17 protein-coding genes are annotated in these 19,981 nt (G+C 67.8%); 11 read left to right on the top strand and 6 right to left on the bottom strand.

Translation table 11 applies throughout. The features are described from left to right. The first annotated feature begins 37 nt into the window (after window positions 1-37). Window positions 38-1,906 carry a protein-disulfide reductase DsbD gene (gene dsbD / locus AC1DK4_RS09050; protein ID WP_441618164.1) on the top strand — a complete coding sequence of 623 codons (1,869 nt, stop codon included), beginning with the start codon at window positions 38-40 and terminating at the stop codon, window positions 1,904-1,906. Between the two features lie 24 nt (window positions 1,907-1,930). Here the strand turns inward: dsbD and AC1DK4_RS09045 are convergent, their stop codons facing one another. From AC1DK4_RS09045 to yihA, 3 genes are all read right to left on the bottom strand, one after another. Next, entirely contained in the window at window positions 1,931-3,226 is a 1,296-nt protein-coding gene (locus AC1DK4_RS09045) for a magnesium transporter CorA family protein (protein WP_441649736.1), read from the bottom strand. A 10-nt stretch (window positions 3,227-3,236) separates the two neighbouring features. Further along, window positions 3,237-4,229 carry a porphobilinogen synthase gene (gene hemB, locus AC1DK4_RS09040; RefSeq protein WP_441617969.1) on the bottom strand — a complete coding sequence of 331 codons (993 nt, stop codon included), beginning with the start codon at window positions 4,227-4,229 and terminating at the stop codon, window positions 3,237-3,239. A 319-nt stretch (window positions 4,230-4,548) separates the two neighbouring features. Then, entirely contained in the window at window positions 4,549-5,253 is a 705-nt protein-coding gene (gene yihA / locus AC1DK4_RS09035) for a ribosome biogenesis GTP-binding protein YihA/YsxC (protein WP_441649735.1), read from the bottom strand. Between the two features lie 575 nt (window positions 5,254-5,828). Between yihA and AC1DK4_RS09030 the strand changes: the two genes are divergently transcribed. The 8 genes from AC1DK4_RS09030 to msrQ all read left to right on the top strand — a co-directional run bounded on the left by AC1DK4_RS09030 (window position 5,829) and on the right by msrQ (window position 13,967). Continuing rightward, window positions 5,829-6,488 carry a c-type cytochrome gene (locus AC1DK4_RS09030; protein ID WP_441617974.1) on the top strand — a complete coding sequence of 220 codons (660 nt, stop codon included), beginning with the start codon at window positions 5,829-5,831 and terminating at the stop codon, window positions 6,486-6,488. Window positions 6,489-6,687: 199 nt separating this feature from the next. Next, window positions 6,688-8,925: a cytochrome c biogenesis protein ResB gene (locus AC1DK4_RS09025; RefSeq protein WP_477131483.1), complete on the top strand. Its 2,238-nt coding sequence runs from the start codon at window positions 6,688-6,690 to the stop codon at window positions 8,923-8,925. Between the two features lie 68 nt (window positions 8,926-8,993). Continuing rightward, the gene (ccsB, locus tag AC1DK4_RS09020; protein WP_477131491.1) at window positions 8,994-10,166 is read left to right on the top strand and encodes a c-type cytochrome biogenesis protein CcsB; all 1,173 of its coding nucleotides are present in this window, start codon (window positions 8,994-8,996) and stop codon (window positions 10,164-10,166) included. A gap of 149 nt (window positions 10,167-10,315) precedes the next feature. Beyond that, entirely contained in the window at window positions 10,316-10,756 is a 441-nt protein-coding gene (locus tag AC1DK4_RS09015) for a COG4315 family predicted lipoprotein (protein WP_441617978.1), read from the top strand. Window positions 10,757-10,780: 24 nt separating this feature from the next. Further along, complete coding sequence (locus AC1DK4_RS09010; RefSeq protein ID WP_441617980.1) at window positions 10,781-11,329, top strand: RNA polymerase sigma factor; 549 nt, start codon at window positions 10,781-10,783, stop codon at window positions 11,327-11,329. Further along, complete coding sequence (locus AC1DK4_RS09005) at window positions 11,329-12,126, top strand: anti-sigma factor family protein (protein ID WP_441617982.1); 798 nt, start codon at window positions 11,329-11,331, stop codon at window positions 12,124-12,126. Before AC1DK4_RS09010 ends, AC1DK4_RS09005 begins: the two co-directional genes overlap by 1 nt. Before the next feature lie 132 nt (window positions 12,127-12,258). After that, window positions 12,259-13,263, top strand: a complete 1,005-nt coding sequence (gene msrP / locus AC1DK4_RS09000) for a protein-methionine-sulfoxide reductase catalytic subunit MsrP (RefSeq protein WP_441617984.1) — start codon at window positions 12,259-12,261, stop codon at window positions 13,261-13,263. Next, complete coding sequence (gene msrQ / locus AC1DK4_RS08995) at window positions 13,263-13,967, top strand: protein-methionine-sulfoxide reductase heme-binding subunit MsrQ (RefSeq protein WP_441617986.1); 705 nt, start codon at window positions 13,263-13,265, stop codon at window positions 13,965-13,967. The genes msrP and msrQ overlap by 1 nt, the downstream gene beginning before the upstream one ends. Window positions 13,968-14,074: 107 nt before the next feature. On the opposite strand, the gene lysA is transcribed toward msrQ, so the two are convergent. Both lysA and AC1DK4_RS08985 read right to left on the bottom strand, forming a co-directional pair. Next, window positions 14,075-15,343 (bottom strand): diaminopimelate decarboxylase, encoded by a 1,269-nt coding sequence (gene lysA, locus AC1DK4_RS08990; RefSeq protein WP_441617988.1) that lies wholly within the window; start codon window positions 15,341-15,343, stop codon window positions 14,075-14,077. Window positions 15,344-15,345: 2 nt separating this feature from the next. Beyond that, window positions 15,346-15,591, bottom strand: a complete 246-nt coding sequence (locus AC1DK4_RS08985; protein WP_441617990.1) for a hypothetical protein — start codon at window positions 15,589-15,591, stop codon at window positions 15,346-15,348. Window positions 15,592-15,736: 145 nt separating this feature from the next. Here AC1DK4_RS08985 and cyaY point away from each other — a divergent pair, with 145 nt between their 5' ends. After that, complete coding sequence (gene cyaY, locus AC1DK4_RS08980) at window positions 15,737-16,072, top strand: iron donor protein CyaY (protein WP_441617992.1); 336 nt, start codon at window positions 15,737-15,739, stop codon at window positions 16,070-16,072. A 73-nt stretch (window positions 16,073-16,145) separates the two neighbouring features. On the opposite strand, the gene AC1DK4_RS08975 is transcribed toward cyaY, so the two are convergent. Further along, window positions 16,146-18,521 (bottom strand): penicillin-binding protein 1A, encoded by a 2,376-nt coding sequence (locus tag AC1DK4_RS08975; protein WP_441617994.1) that lies wholly within the window; start codon window positions 18,519-18,521, stop codon window positions 16,146-16,148. Window positions 18,522-18,893: 372 nt separating this feature from the next. Between AC1DK4_RS08975 and pilM the strand changes: the two genes are divergently transcribed. Further along, window positions 18,894-19,964: a type IV pilus assembly protein PilM gene (pilM, locus tag AC1DK4_RS08970; RefSeq protein WP_441617997.1), complete on the top strand. Its 1,071-nt coding sequence runs from the start codon at window positions 18,894-18,896 to the stop codon at window positions 19,962-19,964. The last annotated feature ends 17 nt before the right edge of the window (window positions 19,965-19,981 follow it).

Raw genomic sequence — 19,981 nt, 5'->3', positions numbered from 1 at the left:
AAATGCCGCAGTGCGCTTGCTGTTCTCGCTGCTGGCCATGCTGTGGCTCTGCTTCGGCGGTATCGCGCATGCGGCCTCGGAGGAAGACTTCCTGCCGCCGGAACAGGCGTTCCGCTTCGCCGCGCGCCAGGTCGACGCGCAGACCATCGAGGTCCGCTTCGACGTGGCCGACGGCTACTACCTCTACCGCGACCGTTTTGCCTTTGCCGCGCAACCGGCATCGGTCAAGCTGGGCGCGCCTGCGTTTCCGCCGGGCAAGGTCAAGTTCGACGAGACCTTCGGCAAGGAGATGGAGACCTATCACGGTGGCCTGACCATTCGCGTGCCGGTCGAAGCCGCGCCCGCCGATGGCAAGTGGTCGCTGGTGGTGACCTCGCAGGGCTGCGCCGACAAGGGCTTGTGCTATCCGCCGATGGAGAGTGTCTTCAAGGTGGGCGGTGGTGCGCTCGACGGCCTGTTTGGCAAGACTGCGAAGGCGGATTCGACTCCTGCCGGCGTACCCGCCCCTGCGGGGACGGCCAGGAGCGCTGGCAACGCCAGCGCCGCGGCCGACGCGGCTGCCGCCCCCCTGTCGGGCCCGGCCGACGAGAACGACCGCATCGCGGGCGCGCTGGCCAGCCGCAATCTCGGCCTGATCGCTGCACTGTTCTTCGGCCTCGGCGTGCTGCTGACCTTCACCCCCTGCGTGCTGCCSATGGTGCCGATCCTGTCCTCCATCGTGGTGGGCGAGCACGTCACGCGCGGCCGTGCGCTGCTGGTGTCCCTGGCCTATGTGTTCGGCATGGCGGTGGTCTACACCGGCGTCGGGGTGGCCGCCGGGGTGCTCGGCGAAGGCTTGTCCGCCGCGCTGCAGGCCCCGTGGGTGCTGGCATTGTTCGCCGCGCTGATGGTGGGCCTGTCGCTGTCCATGTTCGGCCTCTACGAACTGCAGTTGCCGCAGCGCTGGCAGACCCGGCTGACGGCATCGTCCAACCGGCGCCAGGGCGGGCAGCTGGCCGGCGCCGCCGCCATGGGCGCAATCTCCGCGCTGATCGTCGGCCCCTGCGTGACCGCGCCGCTGGCCGGCGCGCTGGCCTATATCGCGCGTACCGGCGACGCCATGACCGGTGGCGCGGCGCTGTTCGCCATGGCGCTCGGCATGGGCCTGCCGCTGGTGCTGGTGGGCGTTGGCGCGGGTAACCTGCTGCCTCGCGCCGGGCGCTGGATGGAGATGACCAAGCGCTTCTTCGGTTTTCTGCTGCTGGGCGTGGCGCTGTGGATGGTCAGCCCGGTCCTGCCAGCCTGGGTGCTGATGACGGGGTGGGCTGCCCTGCTGCTGGTGGGCGCCGTGTTCCTGAGCGCCTTCGAGGCGCTCGGCCCGGATGCGCATGGCCTGGCCCGCGTGGGCAAGGGCCTCGGCCTGCTGGCCGCGCTGGCCGGTGCGATCCTGCTGGTGGGGCTGGCCTCCGGCGGCCGCGATCCGCTGCAGCCGCTGGCCCACCTGGCGGCCCTGCGCGCCAATCCGGAAGCCGTCGTCGGCAAGGTGTCCGAGGCACGCTTCGAGCGGGTACGTTCGGTGGCCGAGCTCGATGCGCGCGTGGCGCAGGCCGCCGCCGCGGGCAAGCCGGTGCTGCTGGATTTCTATGCCGACTGGTGCGTGAGCTGCAAGGAAATGGAGCGCTTCACGTTCAGCGACGATCGTGTGCGCTCGCGCCTGTCCGGCGTGGTGATGCTGCAGGCCGATGTCACCCGCAACAATGAAGACGATCGCGCGCTGCTCAAGCGCTTCGGCCTGTTCGGTCCGCCCGGCATCATCCTGTACGGCACGGACGGGCGCGAGCGGCCGGTCCGCGTGATCGGCTACCAGCCGGCCGCGCGCTTCCTCGACAGCCTCGCGCGCGCGTTCGACGCCAAGGCCAGCATCTGAGAGTCGGGCGCGGGGAGCGGCCGCTCAGTTGTGGTCCAGCCGCCGCCCCAGCCCCCACACCGCGGCCAGCACCACCACCACCGCGCCCATCAGCCCCAGCGACCACCAGAAGCCTTCCGGCTCGCGCAGCCACGGCATGCGCTCGAAATTCATGCCGAAGATGCCAGTGATCAACGTGAGCGGCATGAACAGCGCGGTGATCAGCGTCAGCGTGCGCATGGTGCGGTTGGTACGGTGGGCTACCGCCGAGAAATGGATCTGCACGGCGGATTCGATCGAATCCTCGAGCCGGCGCGCGTGGGCTAGCACGCGCGAGATATGTTCCATCACATCGTTGATGCGCACCAGCAGTGCGTCATCGCGGCCCGCCGATGTGGCTTGCCCCTCGCTCGCGATGCTGTAGCTGTTGTCCAGCAGACTGTCGCGGAATTCCTGCAGGGCATCGTGCTGCTCCTCGCACAGGTGCTCGAGCCGGCGCAGCTCGATGCGTGCGTCGAGCAGCCCTTCCCAGCTCGAAAAGCTGCGCCGGGTGCTGAGCAGCGCGCGCTGCCAGCGGTCGAGCTGGCGCGTGAGCGGCGCGCGCAGTTCCAGGTAGCGGTCGACCATCGCGTTGAGCAGCCTGAGCATCAGGTCCTCGGGGCGGGTCGGCGGGCGGATGCCATGCACCAGCGCGGCGTGCCCGTTGGACCGTGCCTTGGACGCCGTCTGCGGCCGCGGGTCCCGGCATAGTTCGAGCAGCCGCTGGCGCACCTGGTCGAGCGTGCGCGACTGCGCCGGCCGCACCGTGAGCAGCACATTGTCGAAGACGAAGCACGTCACCGGCTGGGTGTCGATCCGCGCCAGCGCGGGCAGGAAGCCCGGCGGGTAGCGGCGCGGCTTGGCCGCGCGCGGCCGCGTGGCTGCCGGGGCGGGCGAGGCAGGTGCGGCGGGCGCGCCCGTTGCGGGCTGGTCCGGCAGCGTCTGCGGATTCGCCGCGACCGGTGCCGCCGCGCTCGCCGCGGACTCGCCGCCCGCCTCGGCGATCAGCCGGCTGGTCTCGAAGGTGAGCTTGCGGAAGATCACCATGTCGTACGCATGGGTCGTATCGAAATACGACGGATGCGCAGGATTGGTGGCGTCGATCAGGTGCAGGTCCAGCACCGGCGCGCCGGTGAGCGCCTGCACGCTGTCGCGCCAGGCCGCCGGCGCCGCGCTGACCTCCTCGATCGGCGTGTCGACCCACACGAAGCGGGCCGCTGCGTTGCCGGCGAGAAAGTCGCGCGCCTCGTCGAGCGAGGCGAGCTGGTGGACCTGGCTGGCGGAAAAACCTAGCAGCTGCATCCGGGCCGGTTCAGCGCGTGAGCAGGCGGGCGGCGTCGCGCGCGAAATAGGTCAGGATGCCGTCGGCGCCGGCGCGGCGGAAGGCCAGCAGCGATTCCATCATGACCTTGTCGTGATCCAGCCAGCCATTCTGCGCGGCGGCCTTGAGCATCGCGTACTCGCCGCTGACCTGGTAGACGTAGGTGGGGAAGCGGAACTCGTCCTTCACGCGGCGCACGATGTCCAGGTACGGCATGCCCGGCTTGACCATCACCATGTCGGCGCCTTCCATGATGTCCTGCGCCACTTCGCGCAGAGCCTCGTCGGTATTAGCCGGATCCATCTGGTAGGTCATCTTGTTGCCCTTGCCCAGGTTCGCCGCCGAGCCCACCGCGTCGCGGAAGGGGCCGTAGAACGCCGAGGCATACTTGGCCGAATAGGCCATGATGCGGGTATGGATGTGGCCGTTGTCCTCCAGCGCGGCGCGCACCGCGCCGATGCGCCCGTCCATCATGTCCGACGGCGCCACGATGTCCACGCCGGCCTGTGCCTGCGTGAGCGCCTGCCTGACCAGGATCTCGACCGTGACATCGTTGATCACATAGCCGTTGTCGTCGAGCACGCCGTCCTGGCCGTGGCTGGTGTACGGATCCAGCGCGACGTCGGTCAGCACGCCGAGTTCGGGGAAGCGGTCCTTCAGCGCGCGCACGGCGCGCGGGATCAGGCCTTCGGCGTTGGTGGCCTCGATGCCGTCCGGCGTCTTCAGCGCCGGGTCGATCACCGGGAACAGCGCGATCACCGGGATGCCCAGCTTGACGCAGTCCTCTGCCACCGGCAGCAGCAGGTCCACCGAGACGCGCTCCACGCCCGGCATGGACGCCACGCTTTCGCGCTGGTTCTGGCCGTCGAGGATGAAAACCGGGTAGATCAGGTTGTCCGGCGACAGGCGGTTTTCGCGCATCAGCCTGCGCGAGAAGTCATCGCGGCGCATGCGGCGTGGACGGTACTCGGGGAAAGTGGACATGGCTTGAGGATGAGGGATCGGAAGGAATGGCGGGAGTGGCCGCGCCGCCGGCCGCGATTGGCTGGCGAGTGCTCGAGCAGGCCGCTCCGAAAGAAAAACTAAACTTTTGATCGTGCCCGCTATCATACTCGCGGACACTCTGTGTTGCGCTTGCGTGATGCAGCGTCCCCCGCTACTCCTCCCTGAGCGGGTACCCGCCTTCAACCGGCGGGAAAGTTCGCCCCCGTTGCTTGCAACGGGGTTTTTTTTGCCTTGCGTTTTTGTCGCCTCGCCGCCGCGCGCGGGCGCGGTTTGCGCAGCGGCGGGTACGCGCCGGAGCCTATTCCGTGGCGAGGCCGGGCGCGCCTTCGGCAGGCGCGGGCTCCGTGCCGGGCGCCACCGGCGGTTGCGCCTCGGGCAACGCCATCCACCCGGCCACCACGCGCTGGGCTTCCTCGATGCCGCGGCGCTTGAGGCTGGAGAACAGCTGCGCGGTCAGCGGCACCGGCGTGTCGAGCTGTTCGGCGTAGCCGGCCAGCACCTTGCGCGTTTCGCGCAAGGCCTGGGCATTCTCGCTGTTGGTCAGCTTGTCCGCCTTGGTCAGCAGCACGTGGATCGGGCGGCCGGTGGGCAGGAACCACTCCACCATCTGGCAATCCAGGTCGGTAAACGGCCGGCGCGCGTCCATCATCAGCACCAGCCCGGCCAGTTGCGTGCGGGTCTGGACGTAGTCGCTGAGCAGCCCCTGCCAGTGGAACTTGGCCGAGCCCGATACCTGTGCGTAGCCGTAGCCGGGCAGGTCGACCAGGAAGGCCAGCGGATCCGGCGCCTTGACGGGCGCCACCGAGAAATAATTGATGTGCTGCGTGCGGCCCGGCGTGCGCGAAGAGAAGGCCAGCCGCTTCTGGTTGCACAGGATATTGATGGCGGTCGACTTGCCGGCATTGGAGCGGCCGGCAAAGGCCACTTCCGGCACCGCCGTGGCAGGCAGGTCGCGCAGGTGGTTGACGGTGACGAAGAAGCGGGCCTGATGTAGGAGGGACATGCGCGTGGGCAATGAGGCGGGTCGGCGGCAGCTGGGCGCGAGACGTTGGAGCTGCCGGCGTGATCGCGCCGATGTGAGTGAGGCGGGCGGCACATATGCCGCCTGATTGGCCGGGGGTGACGTCGGGCCGCGTCGCGGCGCGCACATCCTCTATCCGGCACACGATTTATTGTACAATAACGCGGTTAACGGCCTCCCGATTGGGTGACGCGTGGCATCCTTGGCCCGCGTCATTTCAGGAGGGAAGCCTTGCGTGTCCGTTCCATCGTGGTAGCGCGGCCTCTCAGTTCCGGTCTCGTTGCGGCGGCGCCAAGAACCGGCGCCGGCACAGCGAGGCAAGCAAGGGCCGGGGGTCTGCTACCTGGATATTCGCACGGTCCGCCACATCCGATCGATTCGTTCGCACGGGCGTGGCGCCATCCGGGTCGCGTCTGGGCGTTGTCTGTTCAGGCGGCCGGGCGGCCGTCGTGATGAATTTCCGATGTCAAAGTCCCAGTCCTGCGCGTCCTCACCGCGGGCAGGGGGCTGAACGGCGTGCTCCGTGGAATTCAAAACAATTCAGACAAGGTGTGCGAATGAACCGCATTGCGAAACTTCTGGCTGTCGTGGCGCTGGCTCTGCCTGCAACCGCCATGACGGGTCTGGCATCTGCAGCCGAGCAGCCCGCCGCGAAGGCCGACCCGGCCAAGGGCGAAACGCTGTACACGCAAGGTGCCCCCGATCGCAATGTGCCCGCCTGCCTGAGTTGCCACGGCGCCAACGGCAACAGCGGCGGCGCCGCCAATCCGAAGCTGGCCGCCCAGCATCCCGAATACGTCCACAAGCAGCTCGACGACTTCAAGGCCAAGAGCCGCAGCAACGCCATCATGTCGCCGTACGCGGCCGCCCTGTCCGATCAGGAAATGAAGGACGTCGGCGCCTACCTGGCCAAGCAGGCCCTGAAGCCCGCCACCGCCAAGAACAAGGACACCATCGAAGCCGGCCAGAAGATCTACCGTGGCGGCATCGCCGCCAAGGGCGTGCCGGCCTGCGCGGCCTGCCACGGCCCCAACGGCTCCGGCATCCCGGCCCAGTACCCGCGCATCGGCGGCCAGTGGTCCGAGTACACCGAGGCCCAGCTCGTCGCGTTCCGCCAGGGCACGCGCAAGAACAATTCCGTGATGACCACGATCGCCGCCAAGATGTCGGACGCCGAGATCAAGGCTGTCGCCGACTACGTCGCCGGCGTGCGTTGAGAGGTCAGTTCAGACGAAACCCTGGCGTCATTGCGCTGCTGGCCGCGCCTGCGGTACTGTCGCCAGGCTTCTCCCTGAAAACAACCTCACCAAGTCGTTCCGCGCCGGCGCAAGCAAGCGGCCGGCAGCAATCGAAGAGGGTGGCCTGCGCGAGCAAGTCCACCCTCTTTTTATTTGATGGCCCAGGGCCACACTGCATATGTCGAGCGCTTCCACCTCAGGACTGCACCTGAAGACCTCCCACCGCCTGCTGCGCGACGCGGTGGAGCTGCTGTCGTCGATGCGTTTCGCCATTGCGCTGCTGACGGTGATCGCCATCGCCAGCGTGGTGGGCACGGTCCTCAAGCAAAACGAGCCGTATCCCAACTACGTCAACCAGTTCGGGCCGTTCTGGGCCGACCTGTTCCACACGCTGTCGCTGCAGAAGGTCTACGGCTCCTGGTGGTTCCTTCTGATCCTGGCCTTCCTGGTGATCTCCACCTCGCTGTGCCTGACCCGCAACGCGCCCAAGATGGTCAACGACATGCGCTCGTGGAAGGACCATGTGCGAGAGCGCAGCCTGCGTGCCTTCCATCACCGCGCCGAGTTCGATRCCGGCCGGCCGCGCGCCGACGCGGTGGCGCGCCTGTCCGCGCTGCTGGCCAACCGGGGCTACCGCATCAAGACCGTGCCGCATGAGGGCGCCACCCTGCTGGCCGCCAAGGCGGGCGCGGCCAACAAGCTCGGCTATATCCTCGCGCATACGGCCATCGTGGTGATCTGCATCGGCGGCCTGCTCGACGGCGACATGCTGATCCGCGCGCAGATGTGGTTCGGCGGCAAGACGCCGATCAGCGGCAATGCCGTGATCAACGACATCCCGCCGCAGCACCGCCTGTCGGTCAACAATCCGGGCTTCCGCGGCAATGCCTTCGTGCCGGAAGGCTCGACGGTGTCCACCGCCATCCTCAATATCGCGGACGGCGCGCTGGTGCAGGACCTGCCGTTCAATATCACGCTGAAGAAATTCACGGTCGAGCATTACTCGACCGGCATGCCCAAGCTGTTCGCCTCCGACGTGATCATCACCGACCGCGCCACCGGCCGCCGCACCGAGGCCACGGTCAAGGTCAACGAGCCGCTGGTGGTGGATGGCGTGGCCATCTACCAGTCGAGCTTCGAGGACGGCGGCTCCAGGCTGAAATTCGTCGGCTACCCGATGCAGGGCGGCAGCGACAAGACCTTCGCCTTCGCCGGCACCGTGGGTGCCAACACGCCGCTCGCCGGTACCGGCAGCGCCGCGGATGCCGAGGGCCTCACGGTGGAGTTCAGCGACTTCCGCCTGATGAATATCGAGAACGTCACCGACGCCTCCGGCAAGCCCGACGCACGCGGCGTGGCGCGCAAGTCGTTCAATGAGAAGCTCGAATCCMACCTCGGCTCGGCCGTCAATCCCGAGCGCGCGAAGGAGTTGCGCAACGTGGGCCCGTCGGTGCAGTACAAGCTGCGCGACCGCAACGGCCAGGCGCGCGAGTTCAACAACTACATGGTGCCGGTGCAGCTGGACGGCCAGACGGTCTTCCTGGCCGGCATGCGCGACTCGCCCAGCGAGCCGTTCCGCTACCTGCGCATTCCCGCCGACGAGCAGAACAGCGTGGCGGACTGGATGCGCCTGCGCGCCGCCTTGCAGGACCGCGCGCTGCGCGGCGAGGCGGCGCGCCGCTTCGCGCTCGCCTCGATGCCGGGCGCCGATCGCGAGACCCTGCGCGGCCAGCTGGCCGAAAGCGCGCTGCGCGCGCTCGACCTGTTTGCCGGCGCCGCGCGCAGCAATCCGCAGGCGCCGCCGGGCGGCTTCACCGCCATCGCCGGGTTCCTGGAGAAGTCGGTGCCGCCGGCCGAGCAGCAGAAGGCGGCCGACGTCCTGCTCAAGATCCTCAATGGCGCGATGTGGGAGCTGTGGCAGCTGGCGCGCGCCCAGGACAAGCTGCCGGTCGTGCCCAACAGTGCCCAGAGCGGCGCTTTCCTGCAGCAGGCGATCAACGCCCTGTCCGACGGCTTCTTCTACACGGCACCGGTTTTCCTGCAGCTCGACGACTTCACCGAGGTCAAGGCCAGCGTGTTCCAGATGACCCGTGCACCAGGAAAGAACATCGTGTATCTTGGCTGTCTGCTGCTGGTGCTGGGCGTGTTCTCGATGTTCTACATCCGCGAGCGCCGGGTCTGGGTCTGGGTCAAGGATCGGGGCGCCGCGGCGGCGGATACCGAGGCCGCCGGGGACGGCAAAGACGGGCAGGGCGCAGCCAGCCACGTGCTGATGGCCATGTCCACCCAGCGCCGAACGCTGGATTTCGAGAAGGAATTTGCCGCCCTGCGCGATGACGTCGGCAGGGCAGCCGGCAGCGCAGGTGATGCAGTTGACGCCGGCGACGCCGGCAAGGGCAAGCCGGCCACGCATTGAACGAGGCCAGCCCCCGCAATCAAGCAGGAACCACTATGTCTTCGAATGTGAATCAGGCCAGGACGGCGATGCCGGCGAGCGCGCCCGCACGTGCCGCAGACGGTGCCGACCAGGCTTACCTGGAACCGTCCTTCCTGCGCCGGCTGGGATGGGCCGACTGGCTGTTCGCGCTGTTGCTGGCAGTGGGGGCGGGCTTCGCGCTCACGCGCTACGGCGAGTGGATGAACGTCTACGACAAGGGCGTGCTGATCGCCGCGGTGCCCACCTTTGCGCTGCTGGGCTGGCACTGGAAGCCGCTGCGGCTGCTGATGGTGGCACTGGCGGTGTTGTCGCTGTTCGCCATCCAGCTCTATCACGGCCAGCTCGCGCGTGCCGAGCAGGCTTTCTTCCTCAAGTACTTCCTGTCGAGCCAGTCGGCCATCCTGTGGATGAGCGCGCTGGTGTTCCTGTCCACGCTGTTCTACTGGGGCGGCCTGCTGGCGCGCGCCGAGACCGGCCTGCAGATCGGCAGCAAGATGGCGTGGGCGGCGGTGGTGCTGGGCTTCAYCGGCATGCTGGTGCGCTGGTACGAGTCGTACCTGATCGGCGCCGACATCGGCCACATTCCCATCTCCAACCTCTACGAAGTGTTCGTGCTGTTCACGCTGATCACTTCGCTGTTCTACCTGTACTACGAAGGCCACTACGCCACCCGCGCGCTCGGGCCGTTCGTGATGCTGGTGGTGTCGGCCGCGGTCGGCTTCCTGCTCTGGTACACGGTCAGCCGCGACGCCAGCGAGATCCAGCCGCTGGTGCCCGCGCTGCAGAGCTGGTGGATGAAGATCCACGTGCCCGCCAATTTCATCGGCTATGGCACCTTCGCCCTGGCTGCGATGGTCTCGGTGGCGTACCTGCTCAAGCAGCACGGCATCCTCGCCGAGCGCCTGCCCGCGCTCGAAGTGCTGGACGATGTGATGTACAAGGCCATCGCCGTGGGCTTTGCCTTTTTCACCATCGCCACCATCCTCGGCGCGCTGTGGGCGGCCGAGGCCTGGGGCGGCTACTGGAGCTGGGATCCGAAGGAGACCTGGGCGCTCATCGTCTGGCTCAACTACGCGGCCTGGCTGCACATGCGCCTGATGAAGGGCCTGCGCGGCACGATGGCGGCGTGGTGGGCGCTGGTGGGCTTGCTGGTGACGACCTTCGCCTTCCTTGGTGTCAACATGTTCCTCTCCGGCCTGCATAGCTACGGCGAACTCTGATCCGGATGCTGCGCTGCAAGAAGAAAGCCCGCCGAGAACCCGGCGGGTTTTTTTTCGCCCATATGGAATAAAGTCGTCACATCCGGTGTTTACTGAAGGGACGGCGCCGGCTGGCGGCGCCGCATCGCAATCGCATGGAGACACCCATCATGGCCCGTTCCCGTCTTTCCGCTTTCCCGTCCCTGACTTCGCTGTCACGTCCTGCCGCGCTCGCCCTGGCCTGCTCCGCCGTACTGCTGTCCGCCTGTTCGGGCATGGGTGGCATGGGCGGTGGCGGCGGCAATATGCCGCCCACGGTGAAGGTCGCCAACGGTGCGCTGACCGATCCGCAAGGCCTGACGCTCTATACCTTCGATCGCGACGGCGGCGACAAGAGCGTGTGCAACGGCGCCTGCTCCACCAACTGGCCGCCGCTGATGGCCTCGCCGGGCACCAGCGCCATGGGCAGCTACACCATCATCACGCGCGACGATGGTTCCAAGCAGTGGGCCTACCGCGGCAAGCCGCTGTACCGCTTCGCCAAGGATGCCAAGCCGGGCGACCGCACTGGCGACAACTTCAACAACGTCTGGCACGTCGCCACGCCCTGAACGCGGCGCGTGCAGCCTGAGGGCATGGACGGCTTCGACCGCCAGCTGGTCGCGCTGGCGCCGCGCCTGCGGCGCCACGCGCGCGGCCTGACCGGGGACGCGGCGAGCGCCGACGACCTGGTGCAGGACACGCTGGAGCGCGCCCTGCGCTACCGCTGGCGCTTTCGCCTGCGCACCGGCGCCTGGTGGGGCGACGGCGCCGACGGGTTGCTGTCCTGGCTGCTGACGATGATGCACAGGCTGCGCATCAATGCTTACCGGCGTGCCGATCTCGTGACCTTTGCCGACACCCTTCCCGACGTACCCAGTGCTGCGCCCGGACCCGCCCTCGGGCTGGACCTGGAGAGGGCGCTCGCCCGCCTGCCCGAAGCCCAGCGCGCGGTGATGCTGCTGGTTGGCCTGGAGCAGTTCACCTATGCCGAGACGGCGCAATTGCTGGGCGTGCCGGTCGGCACGGTGATGTCGCGCCTGGCGCGCGCGCGCGAGCAGATGCGCGAGCTGCTCGATGGCAGCCCGGCCGCGCCACACGCCGGCGCCGCCGGTGGCGTGCATGGTCTGCAGCGAGTCAAGTGATGTCCCCGATCAGCGAAACCGATCTCCACGCCTATGCGGACGGCCAGCTCGACCCGGCCCGCCGCGCCGAGGTGGAAGCGTTCCTGGCGGCCCATCCCGAGGCCGCCGCGCGGGTCAGCGCATGGCGCCGCCAGACCGGAGAGCTGCACGCCGCGCTGGATGGCGTGCTCAATGAAGCCGTGCCCCTGCGCGCGCTGCCCCCGAGGCTGCAAGGCCGCGCCGCCGGGCCGGCACGGCGCATGGCGGGCTGGGGCATGGCGCTGGCCGCGAGCCTGGCGTCGCTGGCGATCGGCGGCGCGGCCGGCTGGCTGGCCCATGGGCGTGCCGATGTCCTCGCCGCCAGGACGCCTTCGGTCGAGCGCTTCGCGCGCGATGCGCTGGCCAGCCACGTAGTCTACGCGCCCGAGGTGCGACATCCGGTCGAGGTTGCCGCGGTGGACGAGACGCACCTGGTCGCCTGGCTGTCCAAGCGGCTTGGCGCGCCGCTGCGCGTGCCCGACCTGCGTGCCCAGGGCTTTCGCCTGATCGGCGGGCGCCTGGGCGTGGCCGAAGGCGGCCCGTCCGCCATCCTCATGTACGAGGCCGATGACGGCAACCGGGTCTCGTTGCAGCTGCGGCACATGGCGTCCGGCACCCCCGACACCGCCTTCCGGCTGGAGAGCCTGCCCGGCACCCCCGGCACCACGGCGTTCTACTGGGTGGACCGCGACCTCGGCTTCGCCCTGGCCGGCCCGCTCGGGCGTGCCGCGTTGCTGGCGCTCGCGCAAGCCGTGTACCACCAGTACCAGGGCGGCTGAGCCCGCCGACGCGGACGCGAAAAAGCTGTCAGGATTCGTCCGCACCAAGCGACTGAGCATGAGATCCGATCGCGCAGGCGGCCTCCCGTGGGCAGGTGTGCGCGAACAAGCATGCAACGAGGAACCATAACGATGCTGATTCCCTCTCCAAAATGGCTGCGCGGCGACGATATCGCCGCCAGCGAGATCACGCCGCGCGGCGTCTTCGATGCCCGTCGGCGCCTGATGGCAATGGCGGCGGCAGGTGCCGTCGGGGGCACGCTCACGCCCTGGTTCTCGCGCCGGGCGCTGGCCCAGACGCCACACGGGCAGAAGCTGCCGGCGACGCCCAACAACGCCTACGTGGTGCCGGAAAAGCGCACGTCGTACGAGGACATCACCACGTACAACAATTTCTACGAATTCGGCACCGACAAGTCCGATCCGTCGCGCAATGCCGGCACCCTGCGCACGCGGCCGTGGCAGGTCGCCGTCGAAGGCCTGGTGAAGAAGCCCAAGGTCTACGATATCGACGAACTGCTGCGCCTGATGCCGCTGGAGGAGCGCGTCTATCGCCTGCGCTGCGTCGAAGGCTGGTCGATGGTGATCCCGTGGAGCGGCTATTCGCTGGCCGAGCTGATCCGCCGCGTGGAGCCGCAGGCCGGGGCCAGGTACGTGGAATTCGTCACCCTCGACGACAAGAAGCAGATGCCCGGCGTCAGCAGCCGCGTGCTTGACTGGCCGTACACCGAGGGCCTGCGCATGGACGAGGCCATGCATCCCCTGACGCTGCTCGCATTCGGCCTCTATGGCGAGGTGCTGCCCAACCAGAACGGCGCGCCGGTGCGCGTGGTGGTGCCGTGGAAATACGGCTTCAAGAGCGCCAAATCCATCGTCAAGATCCGCTTTGTCGACAAGCAGCCCAGCACCAGCTGGAACCTGGCCGCGGCACAGGAATACGGCTTCTATTCCAACGTCAACCCGGAAGTGGACCATCCGCGCTGGAGCCAGGCCACCGAGCGCCGCATCGGCGAGGACAAGGGCGGTGGCGGCTTCAGCGCCCTGTTCGCACCCAAGCGCAAGACGCTGCCGTTCAACGGCTACGCGCCGCAGGTGGCGTCGCTGTACCAGGGCATGGACCTGAGGAAGTTCTTCTGATGGCGACGCCGGACTTGTCCCCGCCGCGCGTCGCGGCGCCTGGGGCGCGTCCCGCGCGCCGGGCCGGGCAAGCGGGTCAGGCGGGCCTGGCTCCCGGCCGCGTGCGCGCCGTCAAGGCGGCCGTGTGGCTGCTGGCGCTGCTGCCCTTCCTGCGCCTGCTGCTGCTCGGCTTCACCGGTCAGTTCGGCGCCAACCCGCTTGAGTTCGTCACGCGCTCGACCGGCACGTGGACCCTGGTGATGCTGTGCGCCACGCTGGCGGTGACGCCGCTGCGGCGGCTGAGCGGCTGGAACTGGCTGGTCCGCCTGCGGCGCATGCTAGGCCTGTTCGCCTTCTTCTACGGGCTGCAGCATTTCCTGCTGTGGCTTGCCGTGGACCGGGGCTTCGACGTGGCCTACATGATCAAGGACATCGCCAAGCGTCCGTTCATCACGGTGGGGTTTGCCGCCTTCGTGCTGTTGGTGCCGTTGGCGGCCACCTCGACCAACGCCATGGTCAGGCGCCTGGGCGGCAAGCGCTGGCAATGGCTGCATCGCTCCATCTACGCCATTGTGGTGCTGGGCATCCTGCACTTCTGGTGGCACAAGGCGGGCAAGCACGATTTCGGCACGGTATCGATCTACGCCGCGGTGGTGTTCGTCCTGCTCGCCATGCGGGTCTGGTGGTGGTGGCGCAGGCCGGCGCCGCAGCCGGCACGCCGCTGAGGCACGCACGCACCCAGCCAGACGGCGGGCGTCAGAGATAGCGCTGTCGGCCACCACCACGCGCCAGCCCTGGTGCGCCAAGCGGCGCGGGCCGGCGGGCGAGTGGGTCAGCCCTGCAGCAGGCGCTCGTCGCGGAACAGGTCTTCCACGCGTTCGCGGCCACGCACCAGGTGCACGTCGTCGCCGTCGACCATCACCTCGGCCGCGCGCGGGCGGGTGTTGTAGTTGGAGCTCATGACGAAGCCGTAGGCACCGGCCGACATCACTGCCAGCAGGTCGCCCGGCTGCACCGACAGCGCGCGGTCGCGGCCGAGCCAGTCGCCGGATTCGCACACGGGGCCGACGATGTCGTAGGTCACGGGCGCGACCTGTGCCGCTTCGCGCAACTGCACGGGTTCGATGCGGTGGTAGGCCTCGTACATGGCGGGGCGCGCCAGGTCGTTCATGGCCGCGTCGACGATGCAGAAGTTCTTGGCCGCGCCCGGCTTGAGGAATTCCACCTGCGTCAGCAGCACGCCGGCATTGCCCACCAGCGAGCGGCCCGGCTCGAACAGCACTTCGCGATGGCCATGGCCGCGCTCGGCCACGCGGTCGAGCAGGGTGCGGGCGAAGCCGGTGATGTCCGGCGGAGTCTCGTCGTCATAGGTGATGCCGAGACCGCCGCCGACGTCGATGTGCTCGAGCTTGATGCCTTCGCGCTCGAGCGCCTCGACCACGTCCAGCACCTTGTCCAGTGCTTCCAGGTAGGGCGAGACCTCGGTGATCTGCGAGCCGATGTGGCAGTCGATGCCGGCCACTTCCAGGTGCGGCAGCGCGGCCGCGGCACGGTAGGTCGGCAGCACGTCCTCGAAGGCCACGCCGAACTTGTTGCCCTTCAGGCCGGTGGAGATATACGGGTGGGTCTTGGCGTCCACGTCCGGGTTGATGCGCAGCGACACGCGCGCGCGCTTGCCCATGCGGCCGGCCACGGCGTTCAGGCGGTCCAGCTCGGGGATCGATTCCACGTTGAACGACAGCACGTCGTGCGACAGCGCGAGTTCCATCTCGGCGGCGGTCTTGCCCACGCCCGAGAACACCACCTTGCGCGGATCTCCGCCCACCGCCAGCACGCGCTGCAGCTCGCCCCCGGACACGATGTCGAAGCCTGCGCCGAGCTTGGCGAAGACCTGCAGCACGGCCAGGTTGGAGTTGGCCTTCATGGCGTACTGCACGCGCGCGCGGCGGCCCTGGCACGCCGCGGCGTAAGCCTGGTAGGCGGCGCTCAGCGCGGCGCGCGAGTACACATAGGTGGGGGTGCCGTATTCGGCAGCGATACGCGCGAGCGGTACGTGCTCGACGGCAAGCGCGCCGTCGTGGCGATGGAAGAAGGCGGTCATGGTTACTTGGCGGTGGGGGTGGCGGCCGGGGCCGGCGCGGTATCGGTGGCCGGGGCGGGCGCCGCGGGGGCGGGACTGGGCACGTTCGGCAAGCTCGGATTGCCCAGGCCGGGGTCCGGCACGGCCGGCTTGGCCGGCGCGGCCGGTGGCCGGGGCATCGTCAGCGGGCCGCGGATGCCGCATCCCGAGAGCAGGGGCATCGCAAGGCTGGCGGCAATCGCCGATACAATCGCAACACGACGCAACATCGGGTCGTCCTAGAAGAGTCGTCCCGACCCGTCCCCGCAGCGGGGCCCGGGCTGGCGGGACCAACGAAAATACGAAACTTGATTCAACACGCTACCGGCCGGGCGACACGCGAGTGGCGCTGGCCGGGCGGTCTTGGAGTTTAGCATGCCCCCCATGAGTGAAAGCGAGTTCCTGGCCCTGGCCCAGCAAGAGCTGGACAGGCTGGAGAGCGCGGTGGAATCGGCCGCCGACGCGGCCGATGCCGACATCGAAATCAACCGCGCCGGCAACCTGATCGAGCTGGAATTCGAAGACGGTTCCAAGATCATCGTCAACAGCCAGGCGCCGATGCAGGAGCTGTGGGTGGCGGCGCGTTCGGGCGGCTTCCATTTCCGCCATGATGGCCGGCAATGGCTGGATACGCGCGGGGGAGGGGAGTTGTATGCGGCGCTGTCGGACTACGTGAGCCAGCAGGCCGGGGTGAAGCTGAAGCTGGTCTGAGTGCTGTGTGCCGGCGTCCTGGCGAACGCCGGCACTGATAGCACTGATACGGAACGATCCCGTCGGGCGCGGCTCAGCCGCCGCCGCCGAACATCTCCAGGATCCGTTTCTTCTCGCCTTCCACGTCAGCCGGGGACTGCGAGCTCTCGTCCGGCTTGCCGGGCCACGGATCGCCCAGCCCCACCGAAGCCACGCCGGCGCCGCCGGCATTTTCTTCGAAGGTCCAGTCGCCGGCCACCATGACCACGCCCTCGGGCGCCTGCCGCTCGGGGATCTCGGGCACGCCCTTGAGCATCTTGCCCATATAGCCCACCCAGATCGGCAGCGCGAGGCCGCCGCCGGTTTCGCGCACGCCCAGGCTCTTGGGCTGGTCGTAGCCCATCCATGCGATCGCCACCAGCTTGGGCGTGTAGCCGGCGAACCAGGCGTCAACGGCGTCGTTGGTGGTGCCGGTCTTGCCGGCCAGGTCGTTGCGGCCCAGGCGTTGCTTGGCACTGTTGGCCGTACCGGAGCGCACCACTTCGCGCAGCATCGAATCGGCGATAAACGCCGTGCGTGCATCGAGCACGCGAACCGCGTCCGCGCCGGCGCGCTGCGGCTTGGTCTCGGAGATCACGTTGCCGCGCGCGTCGACCACCTTGTGGATCAGATAGGGATTGACGCGGTAGCCGCCGTTGGCGAACACCGAGTAGGCGCCCGCCATCTGCAGCGGGGTGACGCTGCCCGCGCCCAGCGCCATCGGCAGGTAGGCCGGGTGCTTGTCGGCRTCGAAGCCGAAGCGCGTGATGTAGTCCTGGGCGTACTGGGTGCCGATGGCGCGCAGGATCCGCACCGACACCAGGTTCTTGGACTTGGCCAGCGCGCGGCGCATGGTCATCGGGCCCTCGAACTTGCCGTCGTAGTTCTTCGGCTCCCACACCTGGCCGCCGTTGTCGGCGATCGAGATCGGGGCGTCGTTGATCACGGTGGCGGGCGAGAATCCCTTCTCCAGCGCGGCCGAGTAGATGAACGGCTTGAAGCTCGAACCGGGCTGGCGCCAGGCCTGCGTCACGTGGTTGAACTTGTTGCGGTTGAAGTCGAAGCCGCCCACCATCGAGCGGATCTCGCCGTCTTCCGGGTTGAGCGAGATAAAGGCCGCCGAGACCTCGGGCAGCTGCGTCACCGACCACGCGCCCTTTTCGTCCTGCGTCACGCGGATGATGGCGCCGGGCCGGATCTTGGCCTTGGGCTGCGCGTTGGCCGCCAGAGACGGCGCGATGAAGCGCAGCGCCTGGCCTTCGATGGTGGCGACTTCGCCCGACAGCAGCGTGGCGGTGACCTGCCTGGCGGACACGCTGGTGACCACGGCGGAGCGCAGGTCGTCGCTGCCCGGGTGTTCCAGCAGCGCGTCGTCGATGGCCTGCTCGCGCTCGTCGGCGCCGGAGGGCAGGTCGATGAAGGCCTCGGGGCCGCGGTAGCCGTGGCGGCGCTCGTAGTTCATGATGCCGGAGCGCACCGCCTCGTAGGCTGCGTCCTGGTCCTGCTTGTTGAGCGTGGTGTAGACCGTCAGGCCGCGCGTGTAGGTTTCCTCGCGGTATTGCGCGTACATCAGCTGGCGCACGATCTCGGCCACGTATTCGGCGTGGGTGGAGAATTCGTTGCCCTCGCCGCGCACTTTCAGCTCTTCGTGGATGGCCTTGTCATATTGCTCGGGCGTGATGTAGCGCAGGTCGCGCATGCGCTGCAGGATGTATTCCTGGCGCACCTTGGCGCGCTTGGGATTGACCACAGGGTTGTAGGCCGAGGGCGCCTTGGGCAGGCCCGCCAGCATGGCGGCCTCGGCCGGCGTCACGTCCTTGATCGACTTGCCGAAGTACACCCGGGCCGCGCTGGCGAAGCCATAGGCGCGTTGCCCGAGGTAGATCTGGTTCATGTACAGCTCGAGGATCTGGTCCTTCGACAGGTTGGCCTCGATCTTGTAGGCCAGCAGCATTTCATACAGCTTGCGGGTATAGGTCTTCTCGCTGGAGAGGAAGAAGTTGCGCGCCACCTGCATGGTGATGGTGGACGCACCTTGCGACAGCCCGCCGCGCAGGTTGGCCAGGCCGGCGCGCAGCACGCCGACGAAGTCCACGCCGCCGTGTTCGTAGAAGCGGTCGTCCTCGATGGCCAGCACCGCTTTCTTCATGACGTCCGGGATCTCGGCGATCGGCACGAAATTGCGGCGTTCCTCGCCGAACTCGCCGATCAGCACGTTGTCGGCCGTGTAGATGCGCAGCGGGATCTTGGGGCGGTAATCCGTGATGGTGTCGAGCGAGGGCAGGTTCGGTGCCGCCACCAGCAATGCGTATCCGAGCAGCAGCGCCACCGCCACGATGCCGGCCACCAGCAGGCCCAGTACCCAAAAGGTTGCCCGCATCCAGATCGGACGGCGGGCGGGCAGGGACGGCTTCTGTTGTGCTGTGGCCATAAGGGAAATACCTAGTTAGAGGTGCCGGGGATTATATCTCCGGGGATTGGGTGCTCCGGACGTGCTGTGGCGCGAGCGTCGCTATCGGGCTGTTACAAGATGTAATGCGATTTAGATCTGCATGAAACGCGGCGAGGGGCGGAGCGCAGGGGCGGCGGGGTTCCGTGGGATTTTGACAACGCTTTATGTGGGGTGCTCACGAAAAGCAATCGTGGTCAAACCGGCACATTGCAAGCGCCCCACGTTTTTGTGAGAATCCATCAACTAAAAGAGCAAAACGTTTCATCCAAGAAACAAAACAGACTCGCCAAATTAGAGCTAGCAAGCCAAGGCGAGTTCAACGGTCAGGGGGTCACCTTGCGGCGAGGTATCTTGTCGGGGTTGTTGCGCCGTACGACGGTCGGCGTGGACATCGGGTCGTCCAGCGTGAAGGTAGTCGAGCTGTCCGTGGGCAGTGGCAAGACCGACTATCGGCTGGAAAAATGCGCCAGCGAGTTGCTGGATCGCAATGCCGTTGCCGATGGCAACGTGGTCAATATCGAAGCGGTGGGCATCGCCCTGAAGCGAGCGCTCGGCAAGGCCGGGATTCGCGGCAAGGAGGTTGTGCTCGGCGTGCCTTCGATGCTGACGGAATCGCAAACCGTCAGCCTCCCGGACAACCTGTCCGAGGATGAACTCTACGTACAGGTGGAATCGGAGGCGCACCGTCTCTATCCCCCCTCCCAGGCCGTCAATTTCGACTTCGCCGTGATCGGTCCCAGCGAGACCGAGGGCGGCATCGGCGTGCGCGTGACCGCTGCCAACAGCGACCGCGTGCAGGAACGCGTGACCGCCGCCGAGATGGCGGGGCTCAAGCCGCACGTGATGGACGTCGAGGAATACGCCGTGCAGCGCTCGGTGGTGCAGATGCTGGGCGTGAAGCCCGACCTCAGCGAGACCGATGCCAAGGAACTGCCCGTGGTGGCCGTCATCCACCTCGGCGGCAGCCGTTCCAAGGCCATTTTCTACCAGGGCTGGAAAGAGCTCTACGAGCAGCCGCTCAACAGCTACGGCGACCAGCTCACCCAGAGCGCGGCGCGCATGTTCACGCTGGACGCGCTCAAGGCCGAGATCAAGAAGCGCAAGAACACGCTGCCCGAATCGTGGCGCACCCAGTTGCTCAGGCCTTCGCTGGAAGCGCTGGCGGTCGAGGTGCAGGGCGCCGTGCGCAACTTCCTGTCTGCGTCGAGCATCGGCCGGGTCGACGAGATCCTGCTCTCCGGCGGGCATGCCTCGCTGGTCGGCGTGCAGGCCGCGATCGAGCAGCAGACCGAGATCACCACCACGCTGGCCAACCCGTTCGCCAACATGATGACTGCCGGCAAGGTCAACGAGCGCTATCTCCAGCGCGACCTGCCGGCCTACATCGTGAGCGCCGGGCTTGCGCTGCGCGGCCTGCAGTAAGCCAGCGAGGAAAGCCG

It is taken from the genome of Cupriavidus sp. 05N38, from assembly GCF_056397345.1.
The sequence above is the reverse complement of the archived record's forward strand: the minus strand, read 5'-3'. Positions and strand labels throughout refer to the sequence as shown.

What these genes read in the sequence shown, in the direction of transcription:
- AC1DK4_RS09045 (WP_441649736.1), bottom strand. Translation starts at nt 3,226, where the DNA reads ATGCAGCTGCTAGGTTTTTCCGCCAGCCAGGTCCACCAGCTCGCCTCG.
- hemB (WP_441617969.1), bottom strand. Translation starts at nt 4,229, where the DNA reads ATGTCCACTTTCCCCGAGTACCGTCCACGCCGCATGCGCCGCGATGAC.
- yihA (WP_441649735.1), bottom strand. Translation starts at nt 5,253, where the DNA reads ATGTCCCTCCTACATCAGGCCCGCTTCTTCGTCACCGTCAACCACCTG.
- AC1DK4_RS09030 (WP_441617974.1), top strand. Translation starts at nt 5,829, where the DNA reads ATGAACCGCATTGCGAAACTTCTGGCTGTCGTGGCGCTGGCTCTGCCT.
- AC1DK4_RS09015 (WP_441617978.1), top strand. Translation starts at nt 10,316, where the DNA reads ATGGCCCGTTCCCGTCTTTCCGCTTTCCCGTCCCTGACTTCGCTGTCA.
- AC1DK4_RS09010 (WP_441617980.1), top strand. Translation starts at nt 10,781, where the DNA reads ATGGACGGCTTCGACCGCCAGCTGGTCGCGCTGGCGCCGCGCCTGCGG.
- AC1DK4_RS09005 (WP_441617982.1), top strand. Translation starts at nt 11,329, where the DNA reads ATGTCCCCGATCAGCGAAACCGATCTCCACGCCTATGCGGACGGCCAG.
- msrP (WP_441617984.1), top strand. Translation starts at nt 12,259, where the DNA reads ATGCTGATTCCCTCTCCAAAATGGCTGCGCGGCGACGATATCGCCGCC.
- msrQ (WP_441617986.1), top strand. Translation starts at nt 13,263, where the DNA reads ATGGCGACGCCGGACTTGTCCCCGCCGCGCGTCGCGGCGCCTGGGGCG.
- lysA (WP_441617988.1), bottom strand. Translation starts at nt 15,343, where the DNA reads ATGACCGCCTTCTTCCATCGCCACGACGGCGCGCTTGCCGTCGAGCAC.
- AC1DK4_RS08985 (WP_441617990.1), bottom strand. Translation starts at nt 15,591, where the DNA reads ATGTTGCGTCGTGTTGCGATTGTATCGGCGATTGCCGCCAGCCTTGCG.
- cyaY (WP_441617992.1), top strand. Translation starts at nt 15,737, where the DNA reads ATGCCCCCCATGAGTGAAAGCGAGTTCCTGGCCCTGGCCCAGCAAGAG.